Here is a 25,784-nt window from a genome sequence, read left to right on the forward strand (position 1 = left end):
ACGCGGCATGCGGCTCTGCCTTCCGGCGAGGATGGGAGGGGGAGGGAAAACCCCAATCGATGCCCTGGCGCGGGCCAGCGGGCGAAGCCCGCCACACGGGGGCGTCAATTGGGGTTTGGGAACGAGAGGGCAAAGCCCTTGGCGTTCCCCTCAAGGATCGCAGCAGCGATCCGCACAAGAACGGCGCCCTTGCACGGCGCGAAGCCGCCGGACGCCCTGCGCGCGGGCCAAGTGGGCCAGCGGGTGTCCGGCAATGAGAGAGGCAAGAGCGCCTGCGGGTTAGCTCAAAGACACCGCGCCCTCAGGAGCATGGCCAAGGGCCATGCGGGACAGAGCGCGTCCTCCAGAAACTCCCGCTCCGCTTGCACCCGCTCCTGATCGTCACCCGAATGGGCCGGGACTACAGGCCCGGTCCCCGCCAGGGGATAGAGCAGGTTGCCCGAAGGGGTAGCGGCACCACTGCGGACGTGAGAGCGACAAAATCGCCAGGGGCTTTGCCCTACATCTGATCGGAGCTAACTTGCTGAAGTGGAACCATTTCAACTCTTCACTCGCGGTCTGCGACTTCCTGTTGTAGCTGTACGGAATCTTGTGGGAGAGCCGCAACCAATCGAATTGCGGCGTGACTGGTACGTACTTGGGGACGGGGCCTAATGAATGTAATGACAAAAGAAATGATTGATTTTGTTCTATTTTCAGAGGATGAAATCAGCGCCTTGACGCAGCGCAGCGTTGAACGAGATGTCCGCGGCAAATCCGTCCGCTACGTTGAATGCCTCGTTCGAAATAAGGAGGTCCAGCTCAAGCCTGAAGAACATGTGCGCCAGCTCTGGCTTTCGCGCCTGATCAATACGCTTGGCTACGCTCCTTCGCGTATCGCTGTCGAATATCCGATCACATTCGGGCGTGACACGTCCAAGCGTGCGGATATCGTCGTATTCGACGCTGACAGGAAAACCGTCCCTTACATCATCATTGAGGTGAAGCAGCAGAAGCTGAAGGACGGCAAAGAGCAGCTGCGATCATACGCTCATGCCACCGGTGCACCTCTGGCCGTGTGGAGCGACGGTATCCTCGCTGAGGTGTGGCACCGCAAGAATCCCAACTATTTCATGCCGATCCATGAGCTGCCTCGGGCAGACCAGACGATCGAGCAGATTGTTGATGAGCCTTGGCGAATCCAAACCCTCATCGAACTCGAAGATGCACGCGCCCGGGAAGGAAAATCTGCTCGGTCCCTGCGTGGCCTCATTCAGGAAATGGAAGACGAAGTTCTGGCGAACGCGGGCGTTGACGTGTTCGAAGAGGTCTTCAAACTTATCTTCACGAAGCTGTATGACGAGATGACGTCGTACCAGATGCATCGCAATCTGCGCTTTCGGAACCAAAATACAGCGGCGCAGCTCAAGGCTTCAATTCAGGCTCTCTTTGACGAAGCCAAGCAGAAGTGGCCGGGTGTATTTCTGGATGATGAGCGCATCCGCCTGTCGCCCGATCACCTTCAAGTCTGCGTTGGCTCACTGGAAGAGTGGAAGCTGTTCAACTCCAACCTCGATGTCGTGGACGACGCCTTCGAGTATCTGGTCTCCAAATCGTCCAAAGGCGAAAAGGGCCAGTATTTCACCCCGCGTTGGGTGATCGACATGTGCGTGCGGATGATGAACCCGCAGGAACACGAAACGGTGATCGACACGGCCTGCGGGTCGGCAGGGTTCACTGTCCACACCATGTTCCACGTCTGGAAGCAGATTTACGCGGAGCTGGGCAAGTCGGAAGGCGACCTCTTCACCATGGAGGCGAAAGAGCCGCGCGCGGTGGAGTATGTCCGCCGCAATGTGTTCGCGGTGGATTTCGACGAAAAGAGCGTCCGCGTCTCCCGCTGCCTCAATCTGATCGCGGGCGATGGCGAAACCAACGTGCTGCACCTCAACACGCTCGACTGGACGAAGTGGGATGAAACCACCAGCCAGCCAGAGTGGCAGGAAACCTACGCCAATGGCTGGAACGGCCTGAAGCGCCTTCGCGCGGTCAAGAAGCCAGGCGAATATCGCCAGTTCAACTTCGATGTGCTGATGGCGAACCCTCCCTTCGCTGGGGACATCAAGCAGTCTGACATGCTCAGCCCCTATGAGGTGGCACACAAGAAGGATGGCAAGCTGGAGGGCAAGGTTGCCCGCGATCTGCTGTTCATCGAACGCAACATTGATTTCCTGCGCCCCGGTGGGCGTATGGCGGTGGTGCTGCCACAGGGGAGGTTCAACAATTCATCTGACCAGCGCCTGCGCGAATTTATCATGGAACGGTGCCGCGTTCTGGCAGTCGTTGGGCTGCACCCCAACACGTTCAAGCCGCACACGGGCACAAAAACCAGTGTGCTGTTCGTTCAAAGGTGGAACGATGATGCTACCGCAGGTCCGCTGTGCCCTCGGCAGGAAGACTACAATATCTTCTTCGCCACGCAGCAGGTGGAGAGCGTCGATAACTCGGGCCGCAAGGTCTACCGGAAGAACCCGGACGGCACGTTCCTGCGCGACAGCCACAACCATCTGATCGTCGAGCACGACCTGTTCAACCATGATGGGCTGACGCAGGACGGCATCGCCGAAGCGTTCGAAGAGTTTGCCCGGCGCGAGGGCCTGCCTTTTTTTCGGTAGGCCCCTTCAATGAGGACCGGTTGAAAGGTCTGTTGAAGGGGCTGGAAATTGCGATCGTATCGCGCAGTGATCTGGAGGAAGATTCGAGGTTCGACTCTCAGTTTTTCTTCAAGCGATATTTGGCCGAAGACCAAGCACTGCATCGCCAAAGCCTAACGAAAATTGACGAAATTGCGTTCGTGACCGATGGCCCGCACGGCTATCATGTCGTCGACGACGACTCGCCGATCGCGATGCTGACAGCCAGTTGCGCCTCTGACTGGTTTGCGGACCGAACGGGGGCGGATACCATCGCCAAATGGGTGGACGATGCCAACAGGCGTTCCTCACTAAAAGTTGATGACCTGATACTTTCGACACGCGGGACGGTTGGGAACTGTGCGCTTGTTGCTGAGGAAGCATTGCCGGCTAATCTTGATCAAGATGTGGCCCGCATCGCATTCCATTCTGAGGGCCCCGTCAAACCAAGGTTTGCGGTAGCGTACTTGAATAGCAAGTTCGGCCAGGATCATATCACGCGCCATGCTTCCGGGATGGTGCAGCAGGGCTTGTCGTTGGCTAAAGTCCGAAAAGTGCCGATACCAGCTCTTGGCGCAAATCTTCAAACTACTGTCGCAGCGTGTGTCGATCATGCGCTTGAAGCGCGGCGCGACTCGATTGCTTCGACCAGAAAAGCAGAAAAAATACTACTCGATGCCCTCGGCCTCGCCGATTGGATGCCGCCGGAGCCGCTGACCTACGCGGCCAAGGCCAGCGACGCACTCGCCGCCGGTCGTTTGGATGCACGCTTCTTCGCTCCACGCATACAGGCCTTGCTCGACATGCTGTCTTCCGATGGAAGGACCATTTCCAGTGTCGCCAAACCGCGTCGGGAAAGGTTCCGGCCGGAACAGCATGGTATGTTCGATTACATCGAAATCAGCGACATGGATGGCGCGGGTGCAACGGGCAGCACCCGATTGCTAGCGGCAGAAGCACCGAGTTCGCGCGACCTGGCATGTCAGGCCCGGTGACATCATCACGTCGTCGGTCCGCCCGATCCGCCGCCTGTCCGCCCAGATCATGCCGGAACAGGCGGGCTTCGTCTGCTCGTCCGGGTTCGTTGTAATCAATCCGCAGGACATCGCGCCCGAAGTTCTGCTCACATACCTGCGCCTGCCGGTGATCTGCGAGCTGCTTGATCTCTACGCCAGCGCCAGCATGTATCCAGCGATCACGGATTCCGACATTTTCAATCTGCCAATGCCTGAACTGCCCGATGCGGTGGCAACGCAGATTGTGGCGCACGTTCAGAGTGCTCGCGCAGCAAAGGCCGGCGCCGCGGCGCTGCTCGACGCGGCCAAACGCGCCGTGGAAATCGCCATTGAAGACAGCGAGGCCGCCGCATTGGCCTATCTCGCCACAGTGGAAGGGGCGAACTGATGGCACTTCCTCCTAACGCCCGAGATTGGATGGATCGGGCGGAGATCGACTATATCGGTCCCTTCATCAAGGCTTGGGCTGCCTTTAACGCTTGGTACCGGCATGCGTCGCAACAAAGGCGTGATGCCGAGGCTCTTCGCTTCGTGAAGCAATCGCCCAACCCGGTTCGAAACGGCATGATGCCGCTACTACGGCGAGTTCAGCGGGATCAGCACGGCGTGCCCATCCCTGATCAGGAACCTGCGCAGAAACTCAAACTCTTGGTAAGAGACCTCCACGTCTGCCTCGACAATTTTCATATCGAAACCATGCGGGGCGAGGTCGTGGAGCGGATATCCTTCCGCTCCGTCTGCCTTGGGGGAGGGGTGAATTATCCTCAAACCATAGACGCTTACGGATTGCGCTACCTTATCGAGCGCCACAACGGCGGACTGCGAAGTTCGGTGAAGTCCATCGCTAATCCGGCGGATGTGCGAGCTGTGATTGAGCAGGATGCTTTCAGTTTGGACGGCCTGCAAGGCCATGATCAATTCGCGCTGCTTTCGGGTGCACAACAAGCATATCTGCGAGATCTTTATCGTGGATGTGATCCGCGTCCGATGACTGATCTTTTCGCCGACGCTGGTGGTGAGATCATGGCAGGAGACATCACATTCCGATGCACAGATCAGCAGTTGTTCGAAGGCATCATCGAAGTTGTCTATGCTCTCAGAAACACCCTTTTGCACGGCGAGCTCCAACCTCATGAGCAGGCATTCGCAGCATACGAACCGGCATACCGTATTGTTATGCGCTTCTTACGCTGTGTTGGGTAGTGATAGCGGGAGGTAATTTGCGATGGCGAACCTAAAGGGTCCAAAGTTCATACAATACTTCAATCCCGTTTTGGAAGGACTGAGAGAGCTTGGCTCCTCGGCGAAGCCCAAAGAGGTTTATGGCTGGATTGCCGAGCATCACGAAATTCCCCAGGCAGAGCTCGAAGGAACAACCAAGGGTGGTCAATCCAAGTTCGAGAACAAGGTAGGCTGGGCGCGTTTCTATCTGGCCAAGGCTGGCCTCATCGATACCGAGCAGCGCGGCGTCTGGGTACTTACCGAAAAGGGCCGCGCTACTAACCTCTCGCATGAAGAATCGCATCGGTTGTTCAAACAAGTCCACGGCGGTTTTCAGAACACGGAAAAAAGCGAAGGGAAAAGCGAGCCAAAATCGCCTGACGATGACGAGGATGCAAGCGCCCCGGACGAAAAGGAATACCTCAATCAGGACGAGATTCAGGAACGGCTTGTCCAGTTGCTCAAGGGCACCAGCGACAAGGGTTTCGAAGAACTTTGCGCTCGATTGCTACGCCACATCGGCTTTGAAAACGTCAAGGTCACGGGACAGGCCGGAGATCAGGGTATTGATGGGGAGGGTTACCTCCTCATCAACCGGTTCGTCAGAACCAAAGTCATGTTCCAGTGCAAGCGGTACGACGGCACCGTAGGGCCGGACAAGATCAGGGAGTTTCGCGGCGCAATTCAGGGCAGGGCGGAACGCGGCATCTTTCTGACGACCGGGACCTTCACCAAGGGCGCACGAGAAGCCGCGGCGCAAGATAATGCAACGGCAATCGAGCTTGTCGACATTGACCGTTTGCTGGAACTTCTCATCGAAGAACGATTGGGAGTTCGCGAAACGAAGGCTTTGACCATCGAACCTGACTTCTTCTCCGCCTATATGAAGAAGGATCAGGTGCCGCTTTGAAGATAAAGGACCTTCCTGCGCCAGTAATGGCGTCAAAGGCAGATTGGCTGCCCGGCACCACCTGGATGGGATTTACGCCGACGGATGGAAATTTGACGGGACGCAATCAATGTCAAAGCACCATTCAAAAGCAGTTTGGAAACGGATACGTAATCGAATACATTACCGAGACTTTCCAAAAGCCAAATCCCGGTTTTGAGAATGATCCCATCTATCTTGCTGATCGTGATGCACACGATGAGCGCGCTGGCCGATTTATTGCGGTGCATAAGCTTAGAACCACCAGCAGGCCTTTGGATCAAATCCTCGGACCTGACGAATACCGGCTGCTCCAAGATATGTGGGCGCAAGGTGGAAAGCGCTTCCGCTGGTCGGTGGCATTTCCGATTGTGCAAAGTTTCCGGATCAATGACCCACGGAAAGCGAAGGATATTCTCGGTCCCGAAGCCTATCGACGCCTGTATGCGCATTCATCTGCCACACTCCGCCCCCTCAACGATGACGAGCGTGGCCTGATTGCCGATCTCGACATTGAGCCAGTAGACACTGGCAACGCTTGGATCGGGATCGAGGATGAGTTTGCACTAGCGGCTTTGAGTCACATCAACCCCAGAACTCAGCGGGACATTGATCGTGATTTGGCTGTGCTCGAAGGCGTGGAGGAAGAGCGCCTGGCGAAGATCAAGAAACGATCAGCTTGGCTCGCCGACCGCTTTATCAGGCAGCGGCTTTCACGGGGGACGCTTTATTGTGATCACTGTAAATTTGATCCTGCCGGAATCGCATCGCAACTTGGTGTGAAACCGCGTGGCATGCTCGATGTCCATCACAATAACCCGCTAGATGAGGGAGTGCGCTACACGACAACCGCCGATTACTCTCTACTTTGCCCAACGTGCCATCGTGTGGAGCATGTCCGGCTACGGCAACAGAAAGCGGGGCTGTCGGTTTGAATGTTAAAATCGGAATTGGGCCTGAAAAACGCTTCCATGCCGGTAGAGACCTCACCGCCTTGATCGACGCGAGATGTATTTCATTCTGGCCCTCCGGAGACCACTACCAACCACTCCGCCGCCTTCGCGGCCGCGCTGGCGGCGGTGAAGATCGCGCGGTTATCGCCCTTGAGCACCTTGAGCCAGCTGGCGAGATAGCAGGCATGATCGGGACGCGGGGTCACTGAGAGCCCCAAGTCACCGCAGAGGAAGGCTGAGCCAAGCTCGGCGACCAGCTCTTCCATGGCATAGGCCTCGTCGCCGAAGCGCTTGCCAAAGGTGCGGGCGAGACGGTGATCGGCACCGGTCCAGTGGACCATCTCGTGCAGAAGGATGGCATACCAGTTCTGCACCGCGCTAGCGGTGTCGGTGGCGAAGAACCGCTCACGGTCGGGCATGGTGATCGTGTCGGTGGAAGGCGTGTAGTGGGCGCTGTCGCCCTGGATGCGGATGGCAGCCCCGGTGGCCGCGATGAAGCCCTCAACATCAGGGATGGGGTCGAATGCCTCGGCTTCCGGCACCTCGGGCAAGGCGTAGCCCTCAACCTGCGCGATGTTGAACACATGCGAGCCCTGCGCGAAGATCCGGCCCGCGCCGTCGCGCGCTTCGTCTTCGTTGCCCTCGGGCTTGTCCAGCACCTTGTAGAACACGATCGGCGAGGCCTTCTCGCCCTTGCGAACCTGTGCGCCGATTGACTGCCACTGGCGATAGGTTGCCCAGAGACCGTGGCCGAAATCCTGCGCCTCGGCGCTGGCCCAAAGGGCAAGGACATTGACGCCGCGATAGGCCTTGCGGGTGACCGCATTGACGGGCCGGGTCAGCGGGGCGCTGCTGCGGTGCCAGGGGAGCGTGTAGTCGCCGGTGCCGCGCTCCAGCGCGGCGATGATCTGGTTGGTGATGGTGTCATAGATGCTGGCGGTTGCGGTGCTGGCCATGGTGGTAAATCCTTCGTCCTGTCGTTGGGAACGCGGATGAAGGGACGGGCCGGATGGCCGGGCGGGTCAGCGCGGGAGCGCGGAACAGCCAACACGGGAGGGCGCAGCCCGAATGGAGCGGGCAGGCTGTTGATCCCGCCCGGCACGGGCAGTCACGAGAGGGAGCAGTTCATTCCAATGGCAGGGCTAAGGATGCCATGGCCCGGTTTCCCAAGATTACGCTCAGCCGAGACCAGCCCCCAGAGATTTCGTCTTGGCGGCCTCGGGCGCACTCACTTCCATGGCGGTCTGCTTCTCGCCCGCGCGCTCATGGATCGCGCGGATCAGCCGCGCCTTGTCGTCGGTGACGACAATCGCCTCGGACTTCGCGCGCGAGAGCGCGACATAGAGCATCTTCTGATCGACCAGATTGGCAGAGCGACTGTCGGCGTGGATCAGGACACGCTCGGCGGTCTGGCCTTGGGCTGCATGGGCGGTCTGGACATAGGCATGGCGCAGATGGGCGTCGCGGGGGTCGCCAAGATCGAGCCGCTGTTCCCGGCCATTGGCCAGCGCAATGGTCGCCTGCTGCCGCTCGGGATCGATGCCGGTGACGGTGCCGCGCAGCCCGTTAATGCGTCCGGCCTCGCGGTCGTTGCGGGTAAACTGCACGCGGTCGCCCGCCTGAAGCTCCATCGGCTTGGGTTCGAACACCTCGACCTTGCCCGCGCCCCACTGGCGCAGCCGCCAATCTACAGCTGACCCGTCGGCGGACTTGAGCGTGATGGCGGCCTTGTCCGGATCAATGCGCTCGACCCGATAGGCAGCGCCGCGCGTCACACCCTTGTCGGCATAGTCGCGCAGGAAGCGGACCGTATCGCCCGGCACATAGCTCTGCCGGATCGCGGGCCTCAATGCGCGACAGGTTCTTGGCGATCAGGTTTTCCACGATGATGGCGGGGCCGGACAGGACTCCGGCTGCGGCAAGCTCGCGGCGGATATCGGCGGTCAGCGCATCGCGTCCATCGCGCGAAGGCTCGATCACGAGGGTGCGCGCGCGCTCGCTGGTATCTAGCGCGGCATATGCCTTGGCCATAGCGGCAAAGCGCTCGCCCTGACTGCCATGGGCAATGATCTTTCCGCCGCCCCGATCCAGCGCGTCCAGCGCCTTGCGCGCATCGCCTTCAATCGATGCCAGCACAGCCTCGCGGGTGGCGACATTGGTCTGGCGCACAACATTGTCCAGCCGCGCGGTGGCCATGCCGGCGGATTGGAGTTGGGCAAAGGCAGTGCCTGCCCCGACGGAACCAAGCTGCTTCACATCGCCGACCAGCACGACGCGGGCCTTGCCGTCAGCAGCAAGGCCAAGCAGGGAAGCCATATCGCGTGCCGAAAGCAACGACGCCTCATCGACGATCCAGACCCCGCCAGACAGCGATGCGCTATTGCGCACTAACTGACGGGCAACGGTCTCGCCACGCTGGCCAAGCGCATCGCCCAATGTCTGCGCAGCGGACGCGGTCGGCGCAAGCGCGGTCACCGCAATCCCGCGCGCCTGGGCCTCGCGCGCAAAGGTCGCCAGCACGGTGGTGGTCTTGGCGGTCCCGGCATAGCCCTGCAGGCCGGTGACGCGGTTGGGGCTGGTGAGCAGCGCGCGGGTAGCCGCGCGCTGGCCCTCGTTCCAGGGGTGATCGGATCGCAGCTCGGCGCGCGCAACCGCGCTAGCGGCCTGCTTGGCCGACAGGATCGGCGCAGCCGCCCAGCGCCCTTCTGCCTCCAAACGCAACAACTGCCGCTCATGGGCGACATTCTCGGCCGTGGTGAACCCCGCAAACTCGGCCCCGCGCTTGTCGAGAAAGGTGCGCGGCACGAGCGCGCCGTCGCCCTGCGCGCGGGCGACCGCTGCGCTGATCTGATCAACAGTGACCCGGCCTAACCCATAGCGCCCTGCCTCCTTCTCCAGCTCGGCGGCGGCGAAGACGGATTGGCGCTCCCCAAGATTGGCGGCGGCAAGGGCAACGGCCTGATGTGCCACGATCTGCCCCTGCGCGGCCAACGCGCTGCCATGCTCAGAACTTGCCGCCGCTTCCTTGCTGCCTGCCACCAAAGCTTCCCGCGCGTCCTTCCCGAACCCCGCCGCATCAGCTTCGGCACGCCATGTGCTGACCAGCTCGCCCCGCTCCAGGCTCTGCTTCGCTTCGCGGGTATCAAGGGCGGCGATCTGCTTTTCCTCGGCAGATGCGGTTGCGCGGGTCTGGCCGCGCTCGGCAAGCCGGGCTTCGACCTGGGCGGCGCGCTCGCTGAAGGCGCGGATCACGGCGGCGGGGACGCCCCTGATCTCGAACAGGCAGTCCTTCCCCTGCTCGACGGCATAGCCAAGCGCCCGCACGCCCACCGCCAACTCCTGCCGATAGACCGCACCAATGGCCTTCTGCAGCTGGTAGAGGGCGCGCGGCTCCAGACTGCGCCAACTCCCCTCGGCGTCCTGTGTCATGTTCATGATGACATTGTGGGTGTGGAGCTGCGGGTCCTGCGCCCGGCTTGTGTCATGCCGGAAGCTGGCAATGACGAGATTGTCGGTGGTCTGCCGATGTTCGACCCCGCCGTCGGCACGGATGCGGGTGGCAGCCGCATGGCGCTCGACATAGGCCAGTGCCGCCTTCACGGCATTGTTATGCGCCACCACCAACCGGCGATCGCCCGCCACCTCTGCCATGATTGAAACCGACTTGGGCGCGCTCATGGTGACGTCCCAACCGGGCCGGTGCTGGAGCTTGCCATCGCGCATGGTGCCAAGCTGCTGGCCATGGGGCAGCGTGCCATCAAGGATTGCACGGAAGGTCTCGCGATTCACTTCGCCCGACAGACTCAGCGCCTTGGCACCTTCGCCCTGCCATTCGCTTGGGGAGATGCCCCCATCGGCGTAGTAGTCATCAGATTCGAAGTAGTTCGCAGCGGCGGCGGAACTGCTAATCGCGCCGATGGTGGCAACCATCAGACCGGTCCCTTGAGTGTGGTGGCCGGGTCATCATTGGCCGTGCCGGTATCAGCCTTCTTCGGCATGCGGTTCCAGAGCATCCGCCTGATGTCTGCCTGCACAAAGGCCGGATGGCGCGCAGGCCCGCGCGCATCGATGTGCTCCCGCGTCAACTTGATCCGCCCCACCGGCAAGGCATCGGGCAATTGCAGGAAACCGTGATGCGGCTGCTGACGCAGGTCGCTCTCGATCACCGCAGGGCGGACCACGCGGGTGCTGCCTACCGACGTGCGCCCGCTATGCGGACCAGTCTCGAAGCTGTCCGAGGCGCTCCGCACTTCCACTTCAACATCGCCGATATTGCGCGATGCCCATTCCCGCGTGTCGCGGTCGATCAGCTGCAGGTACAATTTCGAATTGCAGCAGCCGAGCAGCGCCTCGGCGCTGTCGCGGCCATAGCGACGGTGCATCTGGCCGATGGCCTGAAAGGTCAGGACGACGCTGGCCCCGAACTTGCGGCCCTCGGGGAGCAGCCGCGTGAGATTGTCGACGCGGGGAAGATCGGCCAGCTCGTCAAGGAAGAACCACATGCGCCGCCTGTCCGAAGGAGGCAGGCCCAGCATGGCGCTGGCTGCACACTCCAGCCAGCAGGCCAGCAGCGGCTTCATCGCCTCGAAATAGTCTTCCTTGCGCGGGACGAAGAGCCAGGGCTTGGGCCCCTGATGCGCGTCGAGCCCGGTGATGAACTCGCGGAAGGCAAAGCTGCCCCGATCCCCCGGCTCGCGCCACAGGAACTGCAGCAGGGTCGCTGCCTTGGCGAGCATGAACAGCACGCTTCCCGTGGCCCGGTCCGCATCATCGGCAAAGGTGCGCGCCGATGATGTGCCCGCCAGCCAGACCTTCATCTCCTCCTTGCCCTTGACCTGCAGCGCGTCGAGCAGGTCGGGGAGTGTGGTGCGACCCTCCGCGCTGAGTACCCGCAGGATATTGGCGACGAGGATGCGACTGGTTTCAAGCCAGACATCATCATCGCGCTCGCCAGTTTCGGACACCAGCTGGCGCGCGATGCGATCAGCATCCGCCGGATGGGCAATCTCGGAGAGTGGGGACCAGAAGGATGATCGCTCGTCAAAGGGATTGAGGATGATGTCCCCGCGCTCGGGGCGGTAGTAGTGGGTAATGAACTCGCCCGAGGTATCATAGACCAGCGCCGGTTCGCCGCGCGCTTCGACCTGGTCAAGCATCTGACGCATGACGGTGGTCTTGCCTGCCCCGGTGGTGCCGAGCAGGGCGAAGTGACGGCATTCCAGCCAAGCCGGAATGCCGACCGAGGCGATGCGGATCGACCGCGCATTGGTGGCCTTGCGCGTCTTCCTCGCGAGAACACGTTCGGGGACGATCTGCGTGCCAGTAATGAAACGATCGCGGGTGGATTCCTTGCCCTCGCTGCGTATCCAGATAGCAAAGCCAAAGCACAGCAGCATGCCGACCAGCGCGCCCAATGTGCCGCCGAGCAGCGCCCTGCCGAAAAGATCATCCCAGCACCAAAGCCATATCCGGTCATTGGCCAGCACGCTGGCAGGCACCCGCGCGGTCCGGTCGTGAAGGTGAACCGTGATCGCAGGATCGCTGCGCCCGCTGGCAAACCAGCTGACCGCCACACCCTGCCAGTGCTGATAGGCACAGGTCCATTGTTCGGACGGGGTGTTACGGGACGACAGCAAAAAGGCTCCGAGCCCGGCGCTGCCCGCAACGGTCCAGGCATAGCCGCGCCAGCGCGCGGCGAGCCCGGCGATGGTCTGCTTGAAGAGGCCTTGGCCCCTCAGAAGATTGTCGCGGTCGCGGCTCATGAGCGCGCCTCGGCTGCAAGCGCGCGCTGGCGGCGATAGGCCGAGTGCGCCGCTTCGCCGATCATGGTGTCGGTGCGGTCTGCATCGCCATCCCCGCGCAAGGCCGCGCGCCGGGCATAGGCATAGGCCGCGCTTGCAGTGAACAGGCTGCGATCAAGCAGCGCCTCGATCACGCCAAGCCGCGCTTCGAAGCCCGCCATGGCATCATCGCCAGCGCTGCCACGGCCCGCGACTGGCGCATCCGCTACCGCGCCAAGCCCGGCTTCGATCACCCGCGACAAGGCCTGATAGCGGGTCAATCCGCGCGCCTCGGCATAGCGCCGGATCATCACTTCCTGCCCCATCGGCACGCGGACGGAGAGCTTGACCCGGTTCATGGCCGCGCCTCCCGGAGCGCGCCATTGGCGCGCTCCAGAAATGGCGCAAATGCGCGGGTTTTCAGCGCGCCGCAGAAAGAGCGCGCGCATCGCCCCCCGCGAAAATGGCGGAATCCTGCCCCGCGAGGGCGCGTCTGGTGTGTGACTGAGAAACTGGCTCGATGCGTAGCATCGCAGCCTTTCTCCGCTTCCTGCTTGAACCCTGCTTTGCTCATTGATCGTCTCCCGTTCTGGAATTCCGGGAGGCGACGAAGTCGCGGATCACTGCGTGATCCGCAGCGTCCACCGCAGCACGATCCTTGAAAGGCTTCTGGGCAATCGAAGGCAGATACTGCATCGGGCGACCGCCGATCCAATCGTCCACGATGCCGTCTACGGCTCCGCGCAGGCGCTGGCGCAATTCGCGGGCGTCGACGGGGTCTAGCTTGGCCCATTCGAGCTGCCGCTCGATGTATCCGCCAAGGGGGTATTCGCGCTGGTCGATGATCAGCGGCGGGCCTTCGAACTGGACGTTGTATCGCACCCCCTTGAACCGGTCGAAGAGCGGGCGCTGGAGATAGAGCCAGTCCTCGATGAAGCCGCGATAGGTCGCGCCATCGGCCCCAGGCCGCCTCATCTTCTGGACGAAATCATCGATCATCGGGCCGACCATTGCGGCCTGAAAATCAGCGGAAGCGACGATCTCGTAAAACAGGTCGCGGCGGTAGGTCATGACAATCTCCGAATGGAATGGGGATGAGGCGAGGCGCTGATCACAGCCTCGTCGATGGCCGAGCGGACACGGTCCGCGAGGTTGCTGGCGTGCTCGGCATTGAGCCACAGGCGGGTGGTGCCGACCGTGAGGTAGCCGCCGCAGCAGGTCCCTTGCGGACCCCCGACTGGCCAGTTCAGCAATTCGATGGCGACCGCGTGGCCCGCAATCCGTTCAAGGCTTGGCGCAAGCTCGGCGATGGCGCGGGGGCGATGCAGAGGCTCGCTGCTCATGACGGCTTGCCTTGAGAGCGTTCGGCAACTTCGCTGGCGCGCTCCAACGATTGCGCACCCCCGGCAGCAGGAAGGCCAGCGATCCAGTTGCTGATATCACTTTCGCGCCAACGCAAACCGCGCCGGTTTATTATGCAGGGCGGGGGCAGAGCATTGCGTGCGACCATTTTGTAGATGGTTGAACGCGAGCGGATGTTGAGCGCAGCCTGGAGCTGCCGCATATTGAGGAGAGTAATTGTCGTTTCACGCATGGGAACCTCCGTTGAAGAGGCCCCTCATCATGCATATCGCGAGTTATCGGTCGCTGCGTTGGTCACCAATTGGCGAGAAAATTTACGCGATGAAGCGTGGCGACAAATTCAGCTCAGCCTGAACGGTCTTGGACAAGGGGTCGATCACTGCCGCATACCGGCCACCCTTCAGCTCAAGAAACCAGCTATGCGGCTTCTTGGTGTGCTTCTTACCTTCGGCAGCTGGATCGAAGGATGGGTCATCGCCCGTTATGTTGACCCTGCTTAGCAGCCGTTCCTCAAGGTCGTTGATCTCGCCAGCTTGAAGTAGCCGGGAGGCTTCAATCTTCAGGGTGCTCCTGAACCTCTTGACCACGTTTGACTTATTCAGGCTTCGCGGGGATGGGACCTCAGCGTTGGCCGACACTAGGTCGATGATGACCTGCAAGGCGATCCTCACCTTCAGCCGCTTGATCCGTTCATCAGGGTAGATGTCGGGCGTCTTGTCGAACAGGTGCAGTAGCTCCTGTGCCACGGGAGGATGCCAGAGATAGAAATTGAACCAATCGCCGGTAGGCTCTGGCGTGACGACGATGAATCGCCGCTTCTTATTCTTGCTGCCAAACAATGTGGCCGCGATCCACGGATCAGAAAGCACATTCTGGCTAAGAATGAGGTCGACTGGCCTGTTGCTCACAGGACTGCCGAATGCACCCGCCCCAGATGTCGTCAGGCGCATGATCGAGTGGTTGCCTGCGTTCACCTCATGGAGCACGGCATCAATGTTGCTCTGCTGGCGGCACTTCACAGCACACTGCGAACCCCGCCAAAGGCCGTACCCCCATCTCTTCGGTCGCGTCCCAACAAAAACACACAAAAGACCTATCGTCCCGGCGAGGGCGATGGATAACACTTCGCCAGCAGAAAGCTCGGGAGTGCGAGCGACCGTGTAGAGGATAAAGCCGAGGCAAATGGCGGCGAACACCAGCAGGCCAACCGCTAGGCCCTCGACAAGTACGACTACGTTCTCGAAATGAGTGGCCGCAGTCCGAATATCCTTGAGGTTGGTAGACAGCCCCAATTCGCTGATGCGCCGTTCGACATAGTCATCGAAGTCAATCTCAGCAGATTTGCTGGAGCGCGGCTTGCCCATTGCAGAAGCTTAGCAATTGGAGGGCGCAGGGACAACGTGGAGAATGGGCGTTCATGCTGGTGGCTGCTCCCTCGGCTCCAACGTATCTGCTCTCGCTATCCATCGACCCACAACTGTGGATAGCTTGGTGCGAATCGCATCGATGCAAAGGGGTGGAGCCTATAGGGAGCCTATAGCCAAAATTAGGCTCCATAGAGCATCAGGTCGGCTAACGTCTCCCAACTAAACCACTGAACTTAATTGGAAGTTTTGGTGGACGCACTAGGGCTCGAACCTAGGACCCGCTGATTAAGAGTCAGCTGCTCTACCAACTGAGCTATGCGTCCGTCGCACCGTGGCGAGGGCGGCGAGGTAGCAGCCGTTCCGTTGCCTGTCCACCCCCATAATCAGCTGCGCGTCACCCACGGTCCGCGAGGCGCTTGCGATGAACGCCCATGATCAACCCGAGCAGGATGCACACGGTGAGCATCGCCGAGCCGCCATAGCTGATCAGCGGCAGCGGGATCCCGACAACAGGCGCCAGGCCCATCACCATCATCATGTTCACGGCCACATAGAAAAATAGCGTCACCACCAGCCCCGCCGCCATCAACCGCTCGAATTGCGTGGCCGCACGCATCGCCACCGCCAGCCCCCAGCCGAGCAGGACCGCGAAGCCCAGAAGGATCGCCAGCCCGCCGAGAAGGCCCCATTCCTCGGCCATGGTCGCAAAGATGAAGTCCGTGTGCAGCTCGGGGAGGTATTCCAGATGGCTCTGGGTGCCATCAAGAAAGCCCTTGCCGCTCAGCCCGCCCGAGCCGATGGCGATCTTCGACTGGGTGATGTGATAGCCCGCGCCGCGCGGATCGATCGAGGGGTCGAGAAAGATCATCACCCGGCGCTGCTGATAGTCATGGAGCATCGACCAGGCCAGCGGTGCGGCCGCCAGCGCGGCCAGAGCAGCCGCGCCAAACAGCCAGAGCCGCACGCCGGCCAGAAACATCACCGCCACGCCGCCCACCATGATCGAAAGCGCCGTGCCGAGGTCGGGCTGCAACATCACCAGCGCGGTCGGCACGCCGATCAGCAGCAGCGGCGGCCACAGCGCCATTGGCCGCGTTTCGAAGCCGCGCGGCAGATAATGATAATAGCGCGCGGTCGCCAGCACGATGCCGATCTTCATCAATTCCGAAGGCTGCAGCTGGATGACCCCCAGATCGAGCCAGCGCTGGCTGCCGCCACCCACCTGGCCGATCAGCTCGACAGCGAACAGCGCCAGCACCAGCGCAGCATAGATGGCAAAGGCATAGCGCAGCCACACGTCCGGATTGACCTGTGCGATCAGCAGCATCAGCGTGCCCAGCACGGCAAAGCGAATGCCGTGCCTCAGCGCCCATGGCTCCATCGAGCCATCGCCGGCGGAATAGAGGATGACCATGCCGAAGCCCGCCATCGCCGTGATCAGCAGAACGATCGACCATGGCAGCCTTGCCAGCTCGCGCGCCCAGGGTCCGTTGAACATCGCCGGCTACTCCCCCGCCTACTCGACCTCACGCGGCGCTTGCGGCGCCGCGCCTGTTTGAACCGAAGCCGCCGGCGTCTGCGCCACGCCGGGCAAGATGGCGGGCATCATCGTGCCCGCCGACGCCTCGGCCTGCGCGACTGCCGCCTTGCGCCGGGCTGATGCGGCCTCGATCTGTTCCAGCGATGCCATCGCCCGATCCCGGTCGTGAAGAAAGGTCAGCAGGTCGCGCGCGATGGGGGCCGCATAGCGCCCGCCCGAAATCCCATGCTCGATGATCACGCTCACCGCATAGCGCGGGGTATCGGCCGGCGCATAGGCCACGAACAATGCATGGTCGCGATATTCCCAGGGCAGGGCTTCATTGCGCAACACGCCCGTTCGCCGCTCGGCCGATGAAATGCGCCTTACCTGCGCCGTCCCGGTCTTGCCGCAAACGACCAGACCGGGCACCTGCGCCCGCGCCCGCGGCGCGGTTCCGATCGAGGCATTGACCACATCGCGCATGCCCTTTCGCACCACTTCAAGATGTGCGTCCTCGATACCCAGCGCGGCAAACGGCGCCGCCGGCGCATCGTCGAGCAGCAGCTTCGGCATGACCTTTCGTCCAGACGCGATGCGCGCCGTCATCACGGCCAGTTGCAGCGGATTGGCAATCAGATAGCCTTGGCCGATCGAGCAGTTGAGCGTCTCGGCCACATTCCATGGCTGATTGTAACGGCGCATCTTCCAGTCATTGTCCGGCACCAGACCGGTCGCCTGACCGGGCAGTGGCAGCGGGAATTCCTCGCCTAGCCCCAGCCGCCGCGCCATTTCGGCAATGCGCTCGATGCCCACTTCCCGGCCAAATTCATAGAACCATGTGTCGCAGCTCTTGGGCAGCGCGGTTTCCATCGTCACCCGGCCATGGCCGCGCCGCGCATGGCAATGCCAGACATTGCTGCCCATCGGGTAGCGGCCGGTGCAGTTGACGCTGGCCTCGGGCGCGATGCCCGCGTCCAGCGCGGCGAGCGCGGTGACCATCTTGAAGGTGCTGCCCGGCGGATAGACCCCCATTGCGCTCTTGTTGAGCAGCGGCGTGTGGTTATCGTCTTGCAAAGCCTGCCAAAGCTTGGTCGAAACCCGCGTCGAAAACACATTGGGATCAAAGGCCGGCATCGAGATCATCGTCAAGAGTTCGCCGGTCAGGCAGTCGATCACCACCGCGCTGGCGCTATTGTCCTCCAGCCGCCGGGCCGCATAGGCCTGAAGATCCCGGTCGATGGTCAGCCGCAGCGTCTCGCCTGGCTCATCAGGCGTCAATTCCAGCTCGCGGATCACCCGGCCGCGCGCGGTCACTTCCTCGCGCCGGGCCCCGGCGCGCCCGCGCAGCCGCCGGTCCTCGTGTCGCTCCACCCCGTCTTTGCCGATCCGGAACCCGGGGTAGACAAGCAGGGGATCGCGCTCCTTCTCATATTGCTCGGGGCTGGGCGGCCCGACATAGCCAAGCAGATGGGCAAAGGGCTCGCCGCCCGGATAATGCCGGCTGAACACGCGCACCGGATGTACACCAGGCACATCGGCCACCCGCACGTTGAGTGCGGCAAAGGCCGGCCAGTCGAGACCCTTGGCGACTTCAACCGGCATCCAGTCCGGCTGGTCAGCGACATCGGCCCTGATCCGCGCCAGCTCGTCGGCGCCCAGAGGCAAGACCTCGCCGATGCGTGCCAGTGTTGCGTCAAGGTCCTCCATCTCGCGCGGCAGCAGTTCAAGCCGATAATCAGGCCGGTTCACGGCCAGCGGTGCACCGCTCCGGTCGATGATCCAGCCCCGCCGCGGCGGCACCAGCCGGTTGCGAATGCGGTTGCGCTCGGCCGCTGCTGCCAGCCGTTCGCCCTCGAACAGTGAAAGCCAGGCCAGCCGCCCGGCCAGCGTCGTCCCCACCAGACCCATGCCGCCGCCAAGCAGCAGCGCCCGGCGGCTGAACCGCGTTTCGCGAGGCGGGCCGATTTCCTTCATCCTGCCCTATCCATACACCCGCATCAGCCGCGCGCCACCCGGGCGCGACCGAGCGCCCGGCGTTGCAGCCGCGCACAGAGCAAGACGATCGCGGGATAGACGAGAAGCCCGGTCAGCCAGCCCCAGCCCATCGGCGCGAGCGGCACTGGCCGTCCGGCAAGCGCCATCAACTGCCAGACAAGCAGCGTATGGCCCGCCGTGACCAGTGCCGCCATGGCCCAGTCAAAACCATGGGCATGATGGCCATAGCGAGCCTCAAACCATCGCACGAACACCGCCACCAGCGCCAGCGCCGTCGCGCCCACACCCAGCGGCTGGGCAAACACGATGTCGCCGACAAGCCCGATCAGGAACGCGACCCATGGCGGCATCAGCCCAGGCTGAAACATCGACCAGACGAACACACCCAGAACCGCCAGTGGCGGCATCAGCGGCAGCGCCACCGGCAGCGGCGCCCCCATGAGCAACAGCAGCGCCAGCGTGCTCGCCGCCGGCACGGCCAGCCGCGTCTGTGCCATCCAGAAGCGCCGCCGCTCATGCGGGCTCATCAGCCGCAGCGGGGGGCGCCCATCGAGCGGGCTGCCAACGCCCGGCGTCAGGCGCGGCCGGTTGCTCATTCGTCCTCCGGGCCAAGCTCGGCGCTGGCAGCCGCGGCAAAGGCGCCTTCCACCCGCACAAACCCCTGACCAATCACGGATGCTGCCGGGCGCACCCGCTGCGGCTCATCGGCATCAACGATCGTGCCCACCGGGACGCCGGGTGGAAAGATCCCGCCCTCGCCGGACGTCACCAACCGGTCGCCGACAAACAGCGCATCCTGCGCACCAACGCGCTCGGTCATCGTCAGTAGCTGCGTGCCGTCACCACTGACCAGCGCCGCCTGTCGGGTCCGCACGATGATCACCGGTACGCGGCTCAGCGCATCGCCGAGCAGCAGCACGCGCGCGGCGCGCGTCCCCACATCCACCGTCCGCCCGATCAGGCCGTCGGCGCTCAGCACCGGCATGCCCGGCTCCACGCCGTCCTGCCGCCCGGCAGAAAGCAGGGCGGTGCGCCCGGTGGCTGTCGGTGTGGCCGAAACCAGCCGCGCTGTCGCCACCAGCCTGCGCTGCGGCTCTACGGTCAAAGACAGCCGCCGCAGCTGGGCCAGCGCCACGCGTTCGGCCTGCGCCACCTGCAATTGCGCCCGCGCCGCTGCCAGTTCGCGTTCCAGTTGCTTGGCCCGCTCCACCGCCCCCAGATAGCTGCCCGCGCCCTCGACCATGGCTGCCACGCCGTCAAATGGCGCCCGCGCCACGGTCCAGATCGGCGTGACGACATCCAGGGCGGCAGCGCGAAGGCCCGCCCCCACCGCCGGGTTGAAACGCGCCAGCAGCATCAAGACCAGGCCGACGGTCAGCACGGCGCCGGTCACCACAGCGCCGATAATGGCGAGGTTCTGTTCGCGCCGCATCGCACTCGACCGGCGGGGAGGGGGCGTCCAGTCCATCAAAGTCCTTCAGCGCCTGGGGCCAAGCGCGCTTCTGCAGGCCGGCGGCATCGCTTTCCTATCAAGTTCGGCGGCGCACCCCAAGCGCAAGCCGTCAAGCCGTCGTCAAAACACCCCGATACATGGGGTCTTCCAGCGCCCGCCCCGTCCCGATCGCGACACAGGTCAGCGGGTCGTCGGCCACCGTCACCGGCAGGCCGGTCGCCTCGCGCAGCACCACATCAAGCGCCTCCAGCAGCGCCCCGCCGCCGGTCAGCACAATGCCCTGGTCAACGATATCGGCGGCCAGTTCGGGTTGGGTATTCTCCAGCGCCACGCGCACCCCTTCAACAATCGTCGCAATCGGCTCGGCCAGCGCATCAGCAACCTGGGCCTGGTTGATCTTGATCTCCTTTGGCACGCCGTTCATCAGGTTGCGGCCCTTGATTTCCAGCGTCTTGCCGACCCCGTCGGCCGGCGTCTTGGCGATGCCGATCGAGGTCTTGATGCGCTCCGCCGTCGCCTCGCCAATCATCAGATTGTGGTTGCGCCGCACATACGAGACAATCGCTTCATCCATCTTGTCGCCACCCACGCGCACGCTCGTCGTATAGGCCAGCCCGCGCAAGCTGAGCACCGCCACCTCGGTGGTGCCGCCACCGATATCGACGACCATCGATCCGATCGGTTCGGTCACCGGCATGCCGGCGCCGATGGCCGCCGCCATCGGCTCCTCGATCAGATAGACCTGGCTGGCGCCCGCATTGTTCGCGGCATCGCGAATGGCGCGCTTCTCGACGCTGGTCGAGCCCGAGGGGACGCAGATCACGATTTCGGGGAAGCGCGGGAGCCGCGAGGTGTGCACCTTGGCGATGAAATATTTGATCATCTGCTCGGCCACGTCGATATCCGCGATCACGCCGTCACGCAGCGGGCGGATGCATTCCACATTGCCCGGCGTGCGCCCCATCATCACCTTGGCCTCATTGCCGACGGCCTTGACGATCCGCGTGCCGCGGATCGTCTCGATGGCCACCACCGAAGGCTCATTCAGCACAATGCCGCGGCCGCGCACATAAACCAGCGTGTTTGCCGTACCAAGATCGATAGCCATGTCCTGGCTCAGGAACGAAAACATCCGGCTGAAAAGCGACATCGGGACAGGGGACCAGTGCAAGTTGGCGCGGCAGTTCGCGCAGGGAGAATCGGTTGTACAAGCCGGGGCGAGGCTCAGGGCCATTTGTCGCGCTTTGCCATACAATGCAAGATGCCCCCTGGCCTGCGCGGCTCGGCTTGACGTGCGAAATGACAAGCCCGACGCAGACCGCTAGGCTGGTGTCCGTGTTCGCTCTCCCCACCCCCACAGCTGCCGCGCCGCCTTGCATCCGCCGCCTGCCCAGCCATCTGGTCAATCAGATCGCGGCCGGCGAAGTCGTCGAGCGTCCGGCCAGCGCATTGAAGGAGCTGGTCGAGAACGCCCTCGATGCTGGCAGCAGCCGCATTGCCATCACCCTGTCAGAAGGCGGCACAACGCTGGTCGAGGTCGCGGACAATGGCTGCGGCATGGACCGCGAGACGCTGGCGCTCGCGCTTGAACGCCACGCCACCTCCAAGCTGGCCGACGACGACCTGAGCACCATCGCCACCATGGGCTTTCGCGGTGAAGCCTTGCCCTCCATCGCCTCGGTCGCCCGGCTGCGTCTGGCCAGTCGGGCGCAGCAGGCGCAGGACGGCTGGCAGATCGTCGTCGACCATGGGCGGCTGTGCGAAGACGGCCCTGCAGCCCAGCCGCCCGGCACCACCGTCACCATGGAAGCGCTGTTCGAAAAGGTGCCGGCGCGCCGCAAGTTCCTGCGCTCGCCGCGCGCCGAGCTCGCTGCCTGCCTCGATGTCGTGCGCCGCCTCGCGATGGCACGGCCCGATGTCGGCTTCACCCTGACCCATGACGGTCGGCGGCTGCTTGCCCTTGCGCCCGCCACCCAGGAGAGCCCAGCCGCCGCCACGCTCACCCGTCTCGCCGCCATCCTTGGCACCGATTTTGTTGAAAGCGCCATTCCCGTCGATCTGGAGCGCGAAGGTCTGGTGCTGGGCGGGCTCGCCGCCATCCCCACCTTCAATCGCGGCGTCGCCGACCAGCAGTTCCTGTTCGTCGGCGGTCGTCCGGTCAAGGACAGGCTGCTCGCCGGCGCCCTGCGCGGCGCCTATATGGACCTGCTGGCGCGGGACCGTCATCCCGTCGCCGCGCTGTTCCTCGATGTTCCGGCGGGCTTCGTCGATGTCAATGTTCACCCCGCCAAGACCGAGGTCCGGTTTCGTGATCCCGCCCTCGTCCGCGGCCTCATCGTCTCGGGCATCCGCCGCGCGCTCGACGCTGCGGGCCAGCGCCCCGCCGCCAACATCAGCACCGCAGCGCTCCGCGCCTTTCAGGCCCCCCAGCTGCCGCCGGCACCGTCACTGGCCGCCTCCCCAGCGCTGGCCGATCCGCCGCGCCTCTTCACCGAGTTTCCGCCCGCCTTTCCGGTTCAGCCCAGCGCCCCTGACGCGCCCGGCGTGCCACCAGCGCCCGAGCCAACCGCCTTCCCGCTCGGCGCGGCACGCGGCCAGATCGACAACACCTATATCGTTGCGGAAACTGACGACGCGCTCATCCTCGTCGACCAGCATGCCGCTCATGAACGCTTGACGCTCGAGCGCATGAAGGCCGCGCTCGCGGGTGGCGCCGCACCCGCCCAGCGGCTGCTGGTCCCCGAAACCGTCGAACTCGACGAGCCATCGGCCGCACGCATTATCGCCCGCACGGCTGAGCTTGCCGAACTGGGCCTCGAAATCGAAGCCTTTGGGCCCGCGGCCGTCCTGGTGCGCGCGACGCCGGCGATTCTGGGCCGCACCAATGCACGCGCCCTGATCGAAGACCTTGCCGCCGATCTCGCTCATTGGGGCGCCGCACTCAGCCTGCGTGACAGGCTTGATGCAGTGGTCTCGACCATGGCCTGCCATGGCAGCGTCCGCGCTGGCCGTCGCCTGGCCATCCCCGAGATGAACGCGCTTCTGCGCCAGATGGAAGCCACGCCGCACAGCGGCCAGTGCAATCATGGCCGCCCCACGTTCGTCCGCCTTGCACTCAGCGATATCGAAAAGCTGTTTGGCCGCCGATAGAGCCCCACGAATAAATCGCAAGGCGCACCTGATAATCACTTGCAACAGGTCGCAGGAAGCGCGATAACGTTTCGCAACAGCACGGGCTTGGCCGTGCCGAACATGCGAGGCTCTCTTGATCGTCTGCGTCTGCAACGCACTCAAGGAACGTCAGGTGCGCGAGGCCGCGCGAACGGCCGGTCGCGCCTGCCCGCATAGCGCCTACGCTACGCTGGGTTGCAAGGTGAAGTGCGGCCAGTGCTTGCCGTTTGCCCGCAGCCTGCTGGAGTCCGAGCTGACGCCGGCCTGAGCCGTCTCTCAATATTGCAATGCATTCGCGCTGCTTGTGCGAAGCATTACCGTGTTTTTGTCTGAGTTCTCCGCTAGTGAAAATGCTTTGCAAAAATAAATACAAGATAATCGTCGTTTATTGTCGCATTTCGACGTGCTTTCCTTGACCAAAGTCATTTTTCTGTCGCAAAAGAGCCTCCCAAAGGAGAGTAATCATGAAGGGCGACCCAAAGGTCATCGAATTTCTCAACGGCGTGCTGAAGGGCGAACTGACAGCGGTCAGTCAATATTGGCTTCACTATCGCCTCCTCGAAGATCTCGGCATCAGCCGCCTTGCCGAATATGAGCGGCACGAATCGATCGACGAGATGAAGCACGCCGATGCGTTGATGGAGCGCATCTTCTTCCTCGAAGGTCTGCCCGCCATGCAGCAGCTCAACCGGCTTCGCATCGGCGAGAATGTCCCCGAAATCCTCCAGGCCGATCTCGATCTCGAGCATGATGCCGTGGCACTGCTCCGAGACGCGGTCGAATATGCCGACTCGATTCGGGACTATCCCAGCCGTGATCTCTTCGCCTCGATCCTGCGGTCCGAGGAGGAGCATATCGACTTCATCGAAACCCAGCAGTCGATGATCGAGCAAATGGGCCTCGCCAACTATCTCCAGCTCCAGTCCAAGCCCGCCGAAAGCTGATCCGCGACCCCGATTGCGCATGAAAAAAAGGGCTGGCGCGCCGCGCCAGCCCTTTCTCATTGCTGCCTGCCCCGCGGCGTCACGCCATTTTCGGCACGGCGCCCTTGGTGCTGGCATAGAGCCACCAAAGGTGCGCAATCTCCTGCATCCCGGCCTTGTCGCCCACTTCGTCGAGCACGGTCCTGCCCACGGACACCTTGCCGTCCATCAGCGCGGCGATGCCCTTGAACACCTTGGCCTGATCAACCTGGTTGCCGCCGCCGGCGATGATCTTGTCATAGACCTCGATCGCCTTGGCGTATTGGCCAAGCCCCATATAGGCCCCGGCGCCGCGGAATGCCGTTGTCTCGCCGGCCGAAAGCGACACCGCATCCTTCGCGGCCGATGCCGCCATCCGCTCCGTTGCGGTGACCAGCGATTGGGTCATCGCATCATCGGGCAGCGTCGCCTTGGCCAGCGCCTTCTCCGCAATGCCCGCCTGGCCGGCGATCAGCGCCAGCTTGGCGAATTCGGCATAATCTTCCGGACGGTCCAGCGTGCCAGTGGCGTTCATCAGGTGGAACATCGCCAGCTTGGCCTCCGGCCGCATCGGGTTCTGGCGGAAGTTGGTGAGCAGCGCCTTCCAGCGCTGCGGCGAACTGTCAGAACGTACCAGCCGCTCGGTGGTCGCGAGATAGCCCGCCTTGTCCCCCGACTTGTATTGCGCGCCCGCCAGATTCTCGAGATACATCGACTTCGGCCCATTGGCCTTGATCAGCGCTTGATAGGCTTTCACAGCCCCGGCATTGTCGCCCTTCTTGAGCAGCGCCTGCGCTATCAGGATCTGCATCTTCTCGCCGCTGCCCTTGCGCGCTTCGGCGATCGCCTTGTCGTACATGCCGCCGCTGTAATAGACTGGCGCCAGCTGCTCAGGCGGCGCGCCTACGGCCTGCAGTGCGGCTGCGGCTTTGCTGTACTGGCGGGTCGCGGTGTAGACATAAGCCGCCATCTGCGCCGACTTCTGCTTTTCTTCCGGCGTCTTGGCCGCAGCTTGCGCGCGCTCCACGGCGGCCACGGCCGCACTTGCGTTGCGCGCCTTGGCTGCCGTCTGGGCTTCCTGAAGCGCGGTGCCCACGGCCTTGGAGACGGCAGCAGCAGCCGGGCTGGCACCAAGGCCGAGCACCGCAGCGGCCATCAGCGCTGCCTTAAAACCGGATGTCTTCGAAACAGTCATGATCAACCTCGTTTTCAAGCGAGCCATGATGGCCCTTGATGATGTCCATTCAGGCAGAGCGCCCATGGCCATAAGGTGAACGACGATCAGATCCCCGCCACCCCCATGGCACACGCCCCTATTCATACCCAATCACGCGCCCCATGCAACTGCGCCGCTCGGACGGCTCTTCCAATGCGGCGTCTCG

The 25,784-nt window shown here is 62.9% G+C and carries 23 protein-coding genes and 1 tRNA gene; 8 read left to right on the plus strand and 16 right to left on the minus strand.

Annotated elements, in window-relative coordinates; genetic code table 11:
• Positions 1 to 674 precede the first annotated feature (674 nt).
• From ACMVO5_RS00695 to ACMVO5_RS00720, 6 genes are read left to right on the plus strand one after another with little or no spacing between them, the layout of a single operon-like run.
• Positions 675 to 2,654: an N-6 DNA methylase gene (locus tag ACMVO5_RS00695; protein ID WP_416908175.1), complete on the plus strand. Its 1,980-nt coding sequence runs from the start codon at positions 675 to 677 to the stop codon at positions 2,652 to 2,654.
• Between the two features lie 20 nt (positions 2,655 to 2,674).
• Positions 2,675 to 3,667, plus strand: a complete 993-nt coding sequence (locus ACMVO5_RS00700; RefSeq protein ID WP_416908176.1) for a hypothetical protein — start codon at positions 2,675 to 2,677, stop codon at positions 3,665 to 3,667.
• A gap of 49 nt (positions 3,668 to 3,716) precedes the next feature.
• Positions 3,717 to 4,076 (plus strand): hypothetical protein, encoded by a 360-nt coding sequence (locus ACMVO5_RS00705; RefSeq protein ID WP_416908177.1) that lies wholly within the window; start codon positions 3,717 to 3,719, stop codon positions 4,074 to 4,076.
• Positions 4,076 to 4,891 (plus strand): hypothetical protein, encoded by an 816-nt coding sequence (locus tag ACMVO5_RS00710; protein ID WP_416908178.1) that lies wholly within the window; start codon positions 4,076 to 4,078, stop codon positions 4,889 to 4,891. Before ACMVO5_RS00705 ends, ACMVO5_RS00710 begins: the two co-directional genes overlap by 1 nt.
• 22 nt (positions 4,892 to 4,913) lie before the next feature.
• A complete protein-coding gene (locus tag ACMVO5_RS00715) occupies positions 4,914 to 5,819 on the plus strand; it encodes a restriction endonuclease (RefSeq protein WP_416908179.1) in 906 nt (301 codons plus the stop codon).
• On the plus strand, positions 5,816 to 6,772 hold the full coding sequence (locus ACMVO5_RS00720) for a hypothetical protein (protein WP_416908180.1): 957 nt from the start codon (positions 5,816 to 5,818) through the stop codon (positions 6,770 to 6,772). The genes ACMVO5_RS00715 and ACMVO5_RS00720 overlap by 4 nt, the downstream gene beginning before the upstream one ends.
• An 80-nt stretch (positions 6,773 to 6,852) precedes the next feature.
• Here the strand turns inward: ACMVO5_RS00720 and ACMVO5_RS00725 are convergent, their stop codons facing one another.
• From ACMVO5_RS00725 to ACMVO5_RS00795, 15 genes are all read right to left on the minus strand, one after another.
• A complete protein-coding gene (locus ACMVO5_RS00725) occupies positions 6,853 to 7,746 on the minus strand; it encodes an ArdC family protein (protein ID WP_416908181.1) in 894 nt (297 codons plus the stop codon).
• Between the two features lie 222 nt (positions 7,747 to 7,968).
• Positions 7,969 to 8,640, minus strand: a complete 672-nt coding sequence (locus ACMVO5_RS00730; RefSeq protein WP_416908182.1) for an ATP-binding domain-containing protein — start codon at positions 8,638 to 8,640, stop codon at positions 7,969 to 7,971.
• The gene (gene mobF / locus ACMVO5_RS00735; protein WP_416908183.1) at positions 8,528 to 10,720 is read right to left on the minus strand and encodes a MobF family relaxase; all 2,193 of its coding nucleotides are present in this window, start codon (positions 10,718 to 10,720) and stop codon (positions 8,528 to 8,530) included. The genes ACMVO5_RS00730 and mobF overlap by 113 nt, the downstream gene beginning before the upstream one ends.
• Positions 10,720 to 12,552, minus strand: a complete 1,833-nt coding sequence (locus ACMVO5_RS00740; RefSeq protein WP_416908184.1) for a type IV secretion system DNA-binding domain-containing protein — start codon at positions 12,550 to 12,552, stop codon at positions 10,720 to 10,722. The genes mobF and ACMVO5_RS00740 overlap by 1 nt, the downstream gene beginning before the upstream one ends.
• Positions 12,549 to 12,929 carry a hypothetical protein gene (locus ACMVO5_RS00745; RefSeq protein WP_416908185.1) on the minus strand — a complete coding sequence of 127 codons (381 nt, stop codon included), beginning with the start codon at positions 12,927 to 12,929 and terminating at the stop codon, positions 12,549 to 12,551. Before ACMVO5_RS00745 ends, ACMVO5_RS00740 begins: the two co-directional genes overlap by 4 nt.
• Before the next feature lie 211 nt (positions 12,930 to 13,140).
• On the minus strand, positions 13,141 to 13,641 hold the full coding sequence (locus tag ACMVO5_RS00750) for a hypothetical protein (RefSeq protein ID WP_416908186.1): 501 nt from the start codon (positions 13,639 to 13,641) through the stop codon (positions 13,141 to 13,143).
• A complete protein-coding gene (locus ACMVO5_RS00755) occupies positions 13,638 to 13,913 on the minus strand; it encodes a hypothetical protein (RefSeq protein WP_416908187.1) in 276 nt (91 codons plus the stop codon). The genes ACMVO5_RS00750 and ACMVO5_RS00755 overlap by 4 nt, the downstream gene beginning before the upstream one ends.
• Complete coding sequence (locus ACMVO5_RS00760) at positions 13,910 to 14,164, minus strand: helix-turn-helix transcriptional regulator (protein ID WP_416908188.1); 255 nt, start codon at positions 14,162 to 14,164, stop codon at positions 13,910 to 13,912. Before ACMVO5_RS00760 ends, ACMVO5_RS00755 begins: the two co-directional genes overlap by 4 nt.
• A gap of 82 nt (positions 14,165 to 14,246) precedes the next feature.
• Entirely contained in the window at positions 14,247 to 15,296 is a 1,050-nt protein-coding gene (locus ACMVO5_RS00765; protein ID WP_416908189.1) for a hypothetical protein, read from the minus strand.
• Between the two features lie 250 nt (positions 15,297 to 15,546).
• Positions 15,547 to 15,622, minus strand: a tRNA-Lys gene (locus tag ACMVO5_RS00770).
• Between the two features lie 71 nt (positions 15,623 to 15,693).
• Positions 15,694 to 16,797, minus strand: a complete 1,104-nt coding sequence (gene rodA / locus ACMVO5_RS00775; RefSeq protein WP_416908190.1) for a rod shape-determining protein RodA — start codon at positions 16,795 to 16,797, stop codon at positions 15,694 to 15,696.
• A gap of 18 nt (positions 16,798 to 16,815) precedes the next feature.
• Entirely contained in the window at positions 16,816 to 18,795 is a 1,980-nt protein-coding gene (gene mrdA, locus ACMVO5_RS00780; protein ID WP_416908191.1) for a penicillin-binding protein 2, read from the minus strand.
• A gap of 23 nt (positions 18,796 to 18,818) precedes the next feature.
• On the minus strand, positions 18,819 to 19,412 hold the full coding sequence (mreD, locus tag ACMVO5_RS00785; protein WP_416908192.1) for a rod shape-determining protein MreD: 594 nt from the start codon (positions 19,410 to 19,412) through the stop codon (positions 18,819 to 18,821).
• The gene (mreC, locus tag ACMVO5_RS00790; RefSeq protein WP_416908193.1) at positions 19,409 to 20,284 is read right to left on the minus strand and encodes a rod shape-determining protein MreC; all 876 of its coding nucleotides are present in this window, start codon (positions 20,282 to 20,284) and stop codon (positions 19,409 to 19,411) included. The genes mreD and mreC overlap by 4 nt, the downstream gene beginning before the upstream one ends.
• Before the next feature lie 94 nt (positions 20,285 to 20,378).
• Positions 20,379 to 21,419 carry a rod shape-determining protein gene (locus tag ACMVO5_RS00795; RefSeq protein ID WP_416908194.1) on the minus strand — a complete coding sequence of 347 codons (1,041 nt, stop codon included), beginning with the start codon at positions 21,417 to 21,419 and terminating at the stop codon, positions 20,379 to 20,381.
• Between the two features lie 185 nt (positions 21,420 to 21,604).
• Between ACMVO5_RS00795 and mutL the strand changes: the two genes are divergently transcribed.
• Positions 21,605 to 23,419, plus strand: a complete 1,815-nt coding sequence (gene mutL, locus ACMVO5_RS00800) for a DNA mismatch repair endonuclease MutL (RefSeq protein WP_416908195.1) — start codon at positions 21,605 to 21,607, stop codon at positions 23,417 to 23,419.
• Positions 23,420 to 23,904: 485 nt separating this feature from the next.
• The gene (gene bfr / locus ACMVO5_RS00805) at positions 23,905 to 24,384 is read left to right on the plus strand and encodes a bacterioferritin (RefSeq protein ID WP_416908196.1); all 480 of its coding nucleotides are present in this window, start codon (positions 23,905 to 23,907) and stop codon (positions 24,382 to 24,384) included.
• A gap of 79 nt (positions 24,385 to 24,463) precedes the next feature.
• On the opposite strand, the gene ACMVO5_RS00810 is transcribed toward bfr, so the two are convergent.
• Positions 24,464 to 25,597 (minus strand): tetratricopeptide repeat protein, encoded by a 1,134-nt coding sequence (locus tag ACMVO5_RS00810; protein ID WP_416908197.1) that lies wholly within the window; start codon positions 25,595 to 25,597, stop codon positions 24,464 to 24,466.
• Positions 25,598 to 25,784 lie beyond the last annotated feature (187 nt).

The sequence above is a fragment of the Polymorphobacter sp. genome, assembly GCF_048007885.1.
Classification (GTDB): Bacteria; Pseudomonadota; Alphaproteobacteria; order Sphingomonadales; family Sphingomonadaceae; genus Sandarakinorhabdus.

What these genes read in the sequence shown, in the direction of transcription:
- ACMVO5_RS00750 (WP_416908186.1), bottom strand. Translation starts at nt 13,641, where the DNA reads ATGACCTACCGCCGCGACCTGTTTTACGAGATCGTCGCTTCCGCTGAT.
- mreD (WP_416908192.1), bottom strand. Translation starts at nt 19,412, where the DNA reads ATGAGCAACCGGCCGCGCCTGACGCCGGGCGTTGGCAGCCCGCTCGAT.
- ACMVO5_RS00745 (WP_416908185.1), bottom strand. Translation starts at nt 12,929, where the DNA reads ATGAACCGGGTCAAGCTCTCCGTCCGCGTGCCGATGGGGCAGGAAGTG.
- rodA (WP_416908190.1), bottom strand. Translation starts at nt 16,797, where the DNA reads ATGTTCAACGGACCCTGGGCGCGCGAGCTGGCAAGGCTGCCATGGTCG.
- ACMVO5_RS00810 (WP_416908197.1), bottom strand. Translation starts at nt 25,597, where the DNA reads ATGACTGTTTCGAAGACATCCGGTTTTAAGGCAGCGCTGATGGCCGCT.
- ACMVO5_RS00760 (WP_416908188.1), bottom strand. Translation starts at nt 14,164, where the DNA reads ATGCGTGAAACGACAATTACTCTCCTCAATATGCGGCAGCTCCAGGCT.
- ACMVO5_RS00725 (WP_416908181.1), bottom strand. Translation starts at nt 7,746, where the DNA reads ATGGCCAGCACCGCAACCGCCAGCATCTATGACACCATCACCAACCAG.
- ACMVO5_RS00765 (WP_416908189.1), bottom strand. Translation starts at nt 15,296, where the DNA reads ATGGGCAAGCCGCGCTCCAGCAAATCTGCTGAGATTGACTTCGATGAC.
- ACMVO5_RS00710 (WP_416908178.1), top strand. Translation starts at nt 4,076, where the DNA reads ATGGCACTTCCTCCTAACGCCCGAGATTGGATGGATCGGGCGGAGATC.
- ACMVO5_RS00705 (WP_416908177.1), top strand. Translation starts at nt 3,717, where the DNA reads ATGCCGGAACAGGCGGGCTTCGTCTGCTCGTCCGGGTTCGTTGTAATC.
- mreC (WP_416908193.1), bottom strand. Translation starts at nt 20,284, where the DNA reads ATGGACTGGACGCCCCCTCCCCGCCGGTCGAGTGCGATGCGGCGCGAA.
- ACMVO5_RS00740 (WP_416908184.1), bottom strand. Translation starts at nt 12,552, where the DNA reads ATGAGCCGCGACCGCGACAATCTTCTGAGGGGCCAAGGCCTCTTCAAG.
- mrdA (WP_416908191.1), bottom strand. Translation starts at nt 18,795, where the DNA reads ATGAAGGAAATCGGCCCGCCTCGCGAAACGCGGTTCAGCCGCCGGGCG.
- ACMVO5_RS00695 (WP_416908175.1), top strand. Translation starts at nt 675, where the DNA reads ATGATTGATTTTGTTCTATTTTCAGAGGATGAAATCAGCGCCTTGACG.
- ACMVO5_RS00755 (WP_416908187.1), bottom strand. Translation starts at nt 13,913, where the DNA reads ATGAGCAGCGAGCCTCTGCATCGCCCCCGCGCCATCGCCGAGCTTGCG.
- mobF (WP_416908183.1), bottom strand. Translation starts at nt 10,720, where the DNA reads ATGGTTGCCACCATCGGCGCGATTAGCAGTTCCGCCGCCGCTGCGAAC.
- ACMVO5_RS00715 (WP_416908179.1), top strand. Translation starts at nt 4,914, where the DNA reads ATGGCGAACCTAAAGGGTCCAAAGTTCATACAATACTTCAATCCCGTT.
- bfr (WP_416908196.1), top strand. Translation starts at nt 23,905, where the DNA reads ATGAAGGGCGACCCAAAGGTCATCGAATTTCTCAACGGCGTGCTGAAG.
- ACMVO5_RS00795 (WP_416908194.1), bottom strand. Translation starts at nt 21,419, where the DNA reads ATGTCGCTTTTCAGCCGGATGTTTTCGTTCCTGAGCCAGGACATGGCT.